The 8390-nt window shown below is 43.7% G+C and carries 3 protein-coding genes; all 3 read right to left on the bottom strand.

Features of this window, described 5'->3' with window-relative positions:
- Positions 1-121: 121 nt before the first annotated feature.
- From Q0502_RS09535 to Q0502_RS09525, 3 genes are read right to left on the bottom strand one after another with little or no spacing between them, the layout of a single operon-like run.
- Complete coding sequence (locus Q0502_RS09535) at positions 122-3193, bottom strand: SusC/RagA family TonB-linked outer membrane protein (RefSeq protein WP_298649962.1); 3072 nt, start codon at positions 3191-3193, stop codon at positions 122-124.
- Positions 3194-3213: 20 nt separating this feature from the next.
- Positions 3214-5031, bottom strand: a complete 1818-nt coding sequence (locus Q0502_RS09530) for a RagB/SusD family nutrient uptake outer membrane protein (RefSeq protein WP_298649959.1) — start codon at positions 5029-5031, stop codon at positions 3214-3216.
- Between the two features lie 20 nt (positions 5032-5051).
- Entirely contained in the window at positions 5052-8165 is a 3114-nt protein-coding gene (locus tag Q0502_RS09525) for a TonB-dependent receptor (RefSeq protein ID WP_298649956.1), read from the bottom strand.
- Positions 8166-8390: the final 225 nt, after the last annotated feature.

Here is an 8390-nt window from a genome sequence, read left to right as displayed (position 1 = left end):
ATATCTTTAAGCGTTAACCTGCCATCTGAAGGCAAATCGAGGTCTGCGCAAGAATGTATGCCTAAGAGGCTAACAGCAATTATAAATATTTTTATGATACTTTTCTTCATGATCTAAAATGTTAGAAGTTTGCACTGATACCAATATTAAAAACTCTAAAAGGTTGGAATGTATTCATACTTCCAATTTCCGGATCGATATATTTGGAGTTCATATTGTCGAGTGTGAACAAATTTTGAATAGTAAGGGCCACTCTGATCTTTTCGGAGCGAATTTTAGCCGAAAGCTGTTCCGGCAATGTATATGCCAGTTCCACATTCCGCAAGCGCAGGTAAGAGCGATCGGTTAAGAAGAAATCATTTGCGACATGGTTGGTGGATGGTGATAAAGAGAGGGCAGGATAAGTAATCTCTTCCCCGGCAGCATACCGTTCAGGTGTCCAGGCATTCAAATGGATATCATTGAATATTCCTTTTCCTTGATTTTCATACGCTCCGATGCCACTTAAGAATTGCGAGCTATGCCCCACACCATGCAAGAGGAAAGAAAACTCCCAATTTTTCCAGTTGATCCCTCCCACGATACTGTATTCTTGTTGCGGCCATCTGGCATATCCCAGAGGTGCCTTATCCTTCTCGTCGATGATGTTATCATTGTTTAAGTCTTGATAGATAAAATCGCCCACACGGGGTGTCCCGAAAGAGTAGGTGAGGCTTGAATTGGTCAATTCTTCTTCTGAGTTGAACATTCCATTTCCATTGCTCCTGTCAATCATATATCCCCAAAGCTGTCCGGCGGTATATCCTTGTGTACGGTAAGGATAAACATAATCATTTCCCAGCGAAGGTTCATTAATATTGATCACCTTATTTTTGGCTTGCATAAAGTTTGCCTGCGCAAATACGGACAAATCTTTTGAAAGATTTTTGTTGAAGCCTAAGGATACTTCAAATCCCTTATTTTCCATTTCACCTTCATTGAGTTTAGGAAAATAGGATAAGGGAATCCCTTGATATTGAGGTATTTTTGCGCTGCTGTTGATCAACATATTATTCACATGATGGGAGAAATAATCAAAATCCAACGTGAACATGTTCAGGAATCCCAGGTTTACCCCTGCATTTAGCTTTTTGATTTTTTCAGCTTCCAATTTTGGATTCCCTCTTTCCAGTTCACTACCATCGGAACGGATATTATCCAAATAGAGGAATCGTGCACCCCCAAGCTGGTCACTACCATTGATACCGTATGAGGCTCTAAGCTTCAGTAAAGAGATGACGTTGGATTGAAAAAAATCCTCTTTTGAAGCGATCCAGGCCGCTGAAACAGCCGGAGTAAATGTGTATCGATAATCCGGGTGGAATTGCTCCGAGCCGGAATAGGCCATGTCGGCTTTCAGAAAGTATCTGTCCTTGTATCCATACAGAGCAGAAAGTCCAAAGTTTTGTCTTTTATAGGGCAATACATCGCTGGACGATCCGGTCGCTTCTTTTTCCTGTTTCAAATAATAGGTATGGGCAGAAGCATTGATACTGTGGTCTCCAAAACGGCGATTATAATCGAGACTTCCCAAGAAGTTCAAATAATAAAAGAATACAGATCCCTTTCCGTAGCTTAATGGTGTGTTTTCAAACGTCTTATATTGAATGAAATTATCTAATGTTGAATAATCATCCTCTCTTATAAGCCTCTTATAATTCTGGCTGGTTCCTGTTTCATTTCGCACATAGGTTTGATACGCCATACCGCCACTTACAGATAATCCCTCCGCGAGAAAATCCAAATCCAATTTTAATCCTGTCTGGGCCAAAATATTTGTCTCAATCACTGTGCGATATCCGGATCGGTTCAACATACCATATACGGGATTATCCAGTCCATCTACAGTCACTACCTGTTCGCTCAACTCAGCATTCTCTTCATTGACCGGTGAAAGTGGGCCGTACATTGTGGGGGGTTGATTAAAAATTTGACTGTACACGGTCCATCCCATATTCCCGCCCGCTAACACTTCTCGTTTCACGTTTCCTGTCAATCTCATATAACCGGATATATAATCATTGAATTTGATATCCATGTTCGTCCGGAAGTTGCCAATATTTACATTGGGAGTGGGGTCATACTTTCTATTTGCTTCGTCGGCAATGATCAGGGGTTCGTTCTGATGGACGAAACTCAAGTTGGAGTAATAGCGAAATTTATCCGTTCCTCCGGCGACATTCACACCTACTCGCTGCCTCATCACGAACTCTTTGATGTATTGATCGAACCAGTTATTATTCGGGTAGCGGGGGTCATCACCTGCTTCGAAAAGATCGATTTCATCCTGGGTGAATTGGGAGTACGCACCCAACCCGTCTCTTTCTCCGGCCTCATTGCGTAATTTTGCATATTGTGCCGAACTGACGAATTGAGGACGGCGGGTTACCTGTTGAAAGGATTGGTCGGCATAGGCTTCCACATTCAATTTCCCTTGATATCCTCTTTTCGTGGTGATAACGATCACTCCGGCTGATCCCTGGATACCATATGCTGCTGTGGCTGATGCGTCCTTTAATACGGAAATGCTCTCTATTTCCTTGGGCGAAATGAATTCGATGTATTGCGTGGGAGCAATCACTCCATCTATGATCACTAACGGAGAATTTCCGTTAATCGATGAGAAGCCACGGATCGCTTTGCTATAATTCCCGTATCCAAAGAAGGTTAACTCTGCAATGTTGTTTACCACGGTGAGTCCGGGCAACCTCCCCTCGTAAGTGTCCGATAACACGTTTGAAGGGGTTTTATCCAATATCTCTCCGGAGACGGAGGCAACAGCCCCGGTAATCGATTCCTTCGTAAAGGAATGATATCCGAAATTAACTTCTCCTCCCATATTATGTGGATCGGAAGAGAGTGTGATCTCCTGTTGATCCATTATCTGATCAAGGGATAGACGGATATTTTGATACCCGGGCGCGGATACAATAATAAATTGGTTCTTTACATCGGAAGGTACATTAAACCCCCCATCCTTGGTGGTACGTGAGATGAATTTACCATTTTCCGTCTTAATCTCTGCACCGTGAATCGGTTGGTTAAATTCATTCACAATCCGATTATGCGTACTATTTGTTTCCTGTGCATACGAGGGCATGATCATCAGTAAACAAATAATGTTTAATGTTATGAATTTTATACTTTTCTTCATTTTATTTATCATTATTGAAATTACCATCCTGGATTTTGCCATTTTTGTCCTGTAACCGCTTCAAGGGTTGCCGCTTCATTTAAAGGTAATGGAAGAAGCAGGTCTCTGTTTTGCCACCCTCCCCTGGGATTACCGGAAATATTCTGACGGGTATAGGTGAATCCTCCGTCGCTTTTCTTGTTGATAACCATTGCTGTAAACCACTTGCATGTTTCGCTTAAATTCCCTGTGGGTTCTTGCCAGCGTCGCAGGTCGAAATACCGTTGCTCTTCCCATGCCAGTTCCACGCGCCGTTCATTGCGTATGCGCAGCGTCAGTTCCGCCTGGGACAGGCCTACGGGTAGCTCGGGCATTCCCGAGCGGGCACGCACTTCATTGGCAGCCGCTCTCGCTTCATTTAAATGACCTGCTTCGGCGGCGGCCTCGGCTAAATCTAATAGCGTCTCACCCAACCGATAGTATTTCCATTTCGAATTATTGATCCCGTTATTACCGCTTGCCCCGGGTGTAACCATTTTATTGTGATAATAGCCTGTTCTTGATGAACTGCGGTTCGTTATATCGAAGTTTAGCGCATGTGCTCCACCCACAAACGTCTCAATTTTGACTGTTTTACTATCGAATACAATGGAACTGCCGTTATGAATCACCGTTTCATAAAAACGGGGATCACGGTTGGCATACGGATCATTCGGGCTATAAAGCGTATTTAACGTATTATAATTGGGTTGTAGGTGCTTTTCGTCCAGATAGGGTTTTGTGAGGTTAAGAACCGGTTGCCCGTCGATTGTTTCAAAAGCATCGACCAATTCCTGGGTGGGTGAAGTCCCGCATTTATAGGTATTGGCCATATTACTGCCAATATACCCAATATGCCATACAAACACGTCACCGGACCGTACCTGGAAAATGGTTTCTTTATCCCGCGGTGTGGCTGAATAATCCGCATTTTGGGTGACCAGTTGGCGGAATGCCGCCCCGGGGCCCGTACCATATACTGCCGGCTGCGTTGTTTTGGTGAATAATTCGTACCCGTTTGCCTTTAGTTTGGTGACCGCGTCTTTGGCGGTAGTATAGGCTTCTTCCCAATAGTTTTGTCCTTCATTATGAAGCGGACTGGCGGCAAATAACATTGCTTTTGTCTTGAGTGCCAGAGCTAACGCCTTGGTTACACGCATTGCCTCATTGGAAGTATCAATCCTCCAGGGTAAATTGGGTTCTGCCAGAGCCGCATCGCAATCCGAAACAATGAATTTTGCCACATCATACACGGAGGATCGTGTCATGGTTGAAAAATCAGCATCAAAAGGTAGCGTTTGTTCCAGGATAGGTACTTTACCAAACCATTTAATCAATTCCATATAGAAAAACGCCCTTAATACACGGGCTTCCGCTTTAAAGCGTCCCCTGTCTGTTTCCTTGTTTACGGCCGCTCCATCTATTAACTCAATAAATTGTGTACACAGACGAATTTGCTGCCATGAATTTGCCCAGTAGCCGGTATTATTTCCTCCATGTCCATCATGGGAATCTCTCATAGCGTGACTGCTTGCCGAAGTGTTATCCGTATAGATATCCGTAGAAGGCACACCTTGCGCTTCGTCCGAGGTGTATCCATCGTCACTGGCCGCCACCACTAAAGACTCGAAAAACCAATAGCTATATCCTTTCTGGGGAATTTTTTCATAGCAACGGTTCAAAAGCGCTTCTACCTTGTCCGGGTCAGAAAGAACTTCGTCCATCTGCATGTTGCCGTCGGGTGCCATGTCGAGAACATCCGTGCAGTTACTGAAAATCAGGACCAAGGAAAGTATGATTAATAATCGTTGAAATTTCATATCTTGCATTATTTTGTTAGTTAAAATGAAATATTAAGCCCGAAATTGACCATCCTTGTCAGGGGATACACCAAGGCGTCGGATTGTTCCGGGTCCACAGTGTCTATTGGCATTTTCTTGAAAGTGAGCAGGTTATTTCCATTTAGATAGATCCTTATTTTTTGAATACGCATGGCCTCCATCCATTTGTCAGGAAGCGTATATCCCACCTCGAGAGATTTCAAGCGTAAGAAAGAGCGATCCATGATAAATACATCGTTAGGGGCTTGACTGACGCCACTCGACATTCCCAGCGCAGGATAGAGTATTTTTTCTCCATTCGCGTACCTCTCGGCTGTCCAGGCCTGTTTGTGCCACCCGCTATAAAAGCCGACCAGGGCAAATTCCGTCGCTCCCCATCCACTGGTATACCGGTGTGTTTGTCCTACACCCGTAAAAAGGAAAGAAAAATCAATGTTTTTATAGTTCAGGGATCCCGAAAGCCCGTAAGTAACACGCGGAACATTAGGATATCCTATAGGTACCATATCGCGGTCATTGATCACTCCATCGTCGTTTACATCTACATATATGAAATCTCCTAAACGGGGTGTCCCTCCGATTTGATACTCAGGCAGGTTTTCCAGTTCTTCCTGGGTATTGATATAGCCATTACCATTGCTGTAATCTATTTTATAGCCGAATGGTTGGCCGATGCTGAATCCTGTAACCCGGTTCCTGTATGCATAGTCTTCACCATATTGAACTTCATCGGCATACACCACCGTGTTTTTATTATAGGCATAGTTCCCTTTTACCAAGAAAGAGAAATCTTTATTCACAACCTTTCTGTAGGTTAACTCGGCCTCAAAACCTTTATTGTCTACTTCCCCGATATTTACTTTGGGGATATTTCCTAAAGGTATCCCTTGCAATTGGGGAATCGTATTCCTGCCGATTAGGATTTTATCCCGGTGTTCCTGGTATAGATCCACTGTCAGCCCAAGACTCCCCAATACTTCTACCTCAATACCCAGGTTCGTTTTTTTAGCCATTTCCCATTGAAGGGATTCATTTCCCATTTTACCCTGTATTACACTCTGCCCTCTTCCCAGGCCGGGAAAAACGCCTCCTCCCATATTAATGAAACTCTGATACAGGAATCTTTCATCGCCTAATTTATCGTTCCCCGTGAGACCGTGCGAAGCCCTGAATTTCAGGTTGCTGAGAACGGGACTCTCTCTCAAAAACTCTTCGTTACTAGCGATCCAACCAATAGAGAGTGCCGGAAAAGAGCCAAATCGATTGTTGGGTGCAAACTGTTCCGAACCGTTGTACCCGTAATTAAACTCGGCCAAATACCTGTTATCATAATTGTAAGTAACACGACCTACCACTCCTATTACATTATAGGGTAAATCGGCCCCATATTTATCCCAGTTGTCACGCTGGAAAAGAAACATACCGGTAAGGTTATGCCTGCCGAATGACCTGGCATAATTCAATGAAGCCTGATAATTGACATAATAACGGGTTTGCATGCTTTTCGCTAAGCGAATTGCCGCATCCTGATTGGAGCGGATTGTAGTATAACCGCTGGTTTCGTTGGCACTGCGCGCTACGTCAAAAGCGTAGGTATCCACACCCCGGGAACCTTCCAGGATTGTACTTGCATGGCTATCGAAAGCTATCATTCCTTTGGCGGACAATCCTTTGGTAATAAAATCCAATCCCCAGTCTAATGTCAACGAAGAGTTCAGGTTGTTGGTCATCTCCTGACGATACCCCCTTCTGTTTATTTCACCATAGGTATTCCTGTCCTGCCCCGATTGTGCCACAATTTCATTGGGCGGAACTCCATATCCGGCCACCGTAGTTGGTCCGGGATCTGTCGGAGGAGTGGCCCATGTATAGGCGATCATATTTTGTACCATTCCGGCCACGCTTCCGCTAAACAGATCCGCCGTTTGAGGCGTATTCATCTTTTCGAGATAGGTTGCGATATTGAGCGATGCTTTCAGGTTACTGGCAATATTGTAATCTACATTCCCACGGAAGTTATAGCGATCCATGCTGTAACTGGGATCATAGCCAAGGAAACTTTTCGGTTCTGTCTTAAAATTACCCCCCTGGCCGATATAACCCGCATTAAGGAAATAGGCGAACTTGTCACCTCCACCGTTAAAGTTCGCGTTTACGCGTGTTTGAGGCGCCCAATCTCTAAAATAGTCGTGAAAAACATCCCGGTCCGGATAAAACACCCGGTCTTCCCCGCTACGGTATTTATCAATCATGTATTGAGTAAACGGCATATCAGCCTCACCAGGGTGATCATTCAAATAGGCTTGATTACGGAGCTCCGCGAATTCCCATGAGTGCAAACGGTCGGCTTTCACCAAAAACTGCTGCATGCTCTGATCGACCGAGATATTGAGTTCCGATTTACCCGGTTGCCCCCGGCGCGTAGTAATCATCACAACACCGTTGGCTCCACGTACTCCAAATACGGCAGTCGCTGATGCGTCTTTCAAAATACTGATCGATTCGACTTCGTTAGGATCTATTGTGCTGATATTATTTCGCGGAACTCCATCTATAAGGATGAGCGGAGAAGCATCGTTCAATGTTCCCACCCCACGAAGGTAAAGAGTGACCACGTCGTTCCCCGGCTGTCCCGAAGTCTGCATAGCCGTTAACCCGGGTAAGCGTCCTGCCAATGCAGCAGACAGGTTGGCCGACGAACTCTGTTTTAAATTCTTTGTATCGACAGTGGAAATAGCCGCGGTTACGGATGCTTTCTTTTGTATACCGTACCCCACTACCACTACTTCTTCCAAAAGGCCGGAATCTTCCTGTAATACAATATCAATAACAGTTTTACCGTTCACGCTTATTACCTGACTTTGCATGCCGACGTAAGAAACTTCCAGATTAGCATTTCCCGGGACATCAATGAGCGCGTATCTTCCATCGAAATCGGTAATTGTTCCATGGGTGGTTCCCTGAATCCGAATGGTAACTCCGATGAGTGGTTCCCCTTCTTTATCAGTAACTATTCCTGTTACTGTAATATTTTGGGAATAGATACAAATGGAAATTGTCCACATCAATAGGAACAAAAATCCTTTGGATAAATTTATTAATTTCTTTTTCATTCTTTTTAGATTAATGATTTTAATGTGTTAGATTGCTGACAAATAATTTTTTAAATATTTTTTTATTTTTTACATTGAAATTAAAAATAAATATGATCTTTGGTTTAGATGACAAATTACTAATAAGAAAGGAACTCTATTATTAAAATATATGGATTGGACCGAATGAGGTCAAATAGTATTAACTAGTTTTAAGCCAGGTTTTTATTGAGACCAATTTAACTA

This window comes from uncultured Proteiniphilum sp. (assembly GCF_937873925.1).
Lineage (GTDB): Bacteria > Bacteroidota > Bacteroidia > Bacteroidales > Dysgonomonadaceae > Proteiniphilum.
Note: the sequence above shows the minus strand (reverse complement) of the source record. Positions and strands in the feature narration are given on the sequence as shown.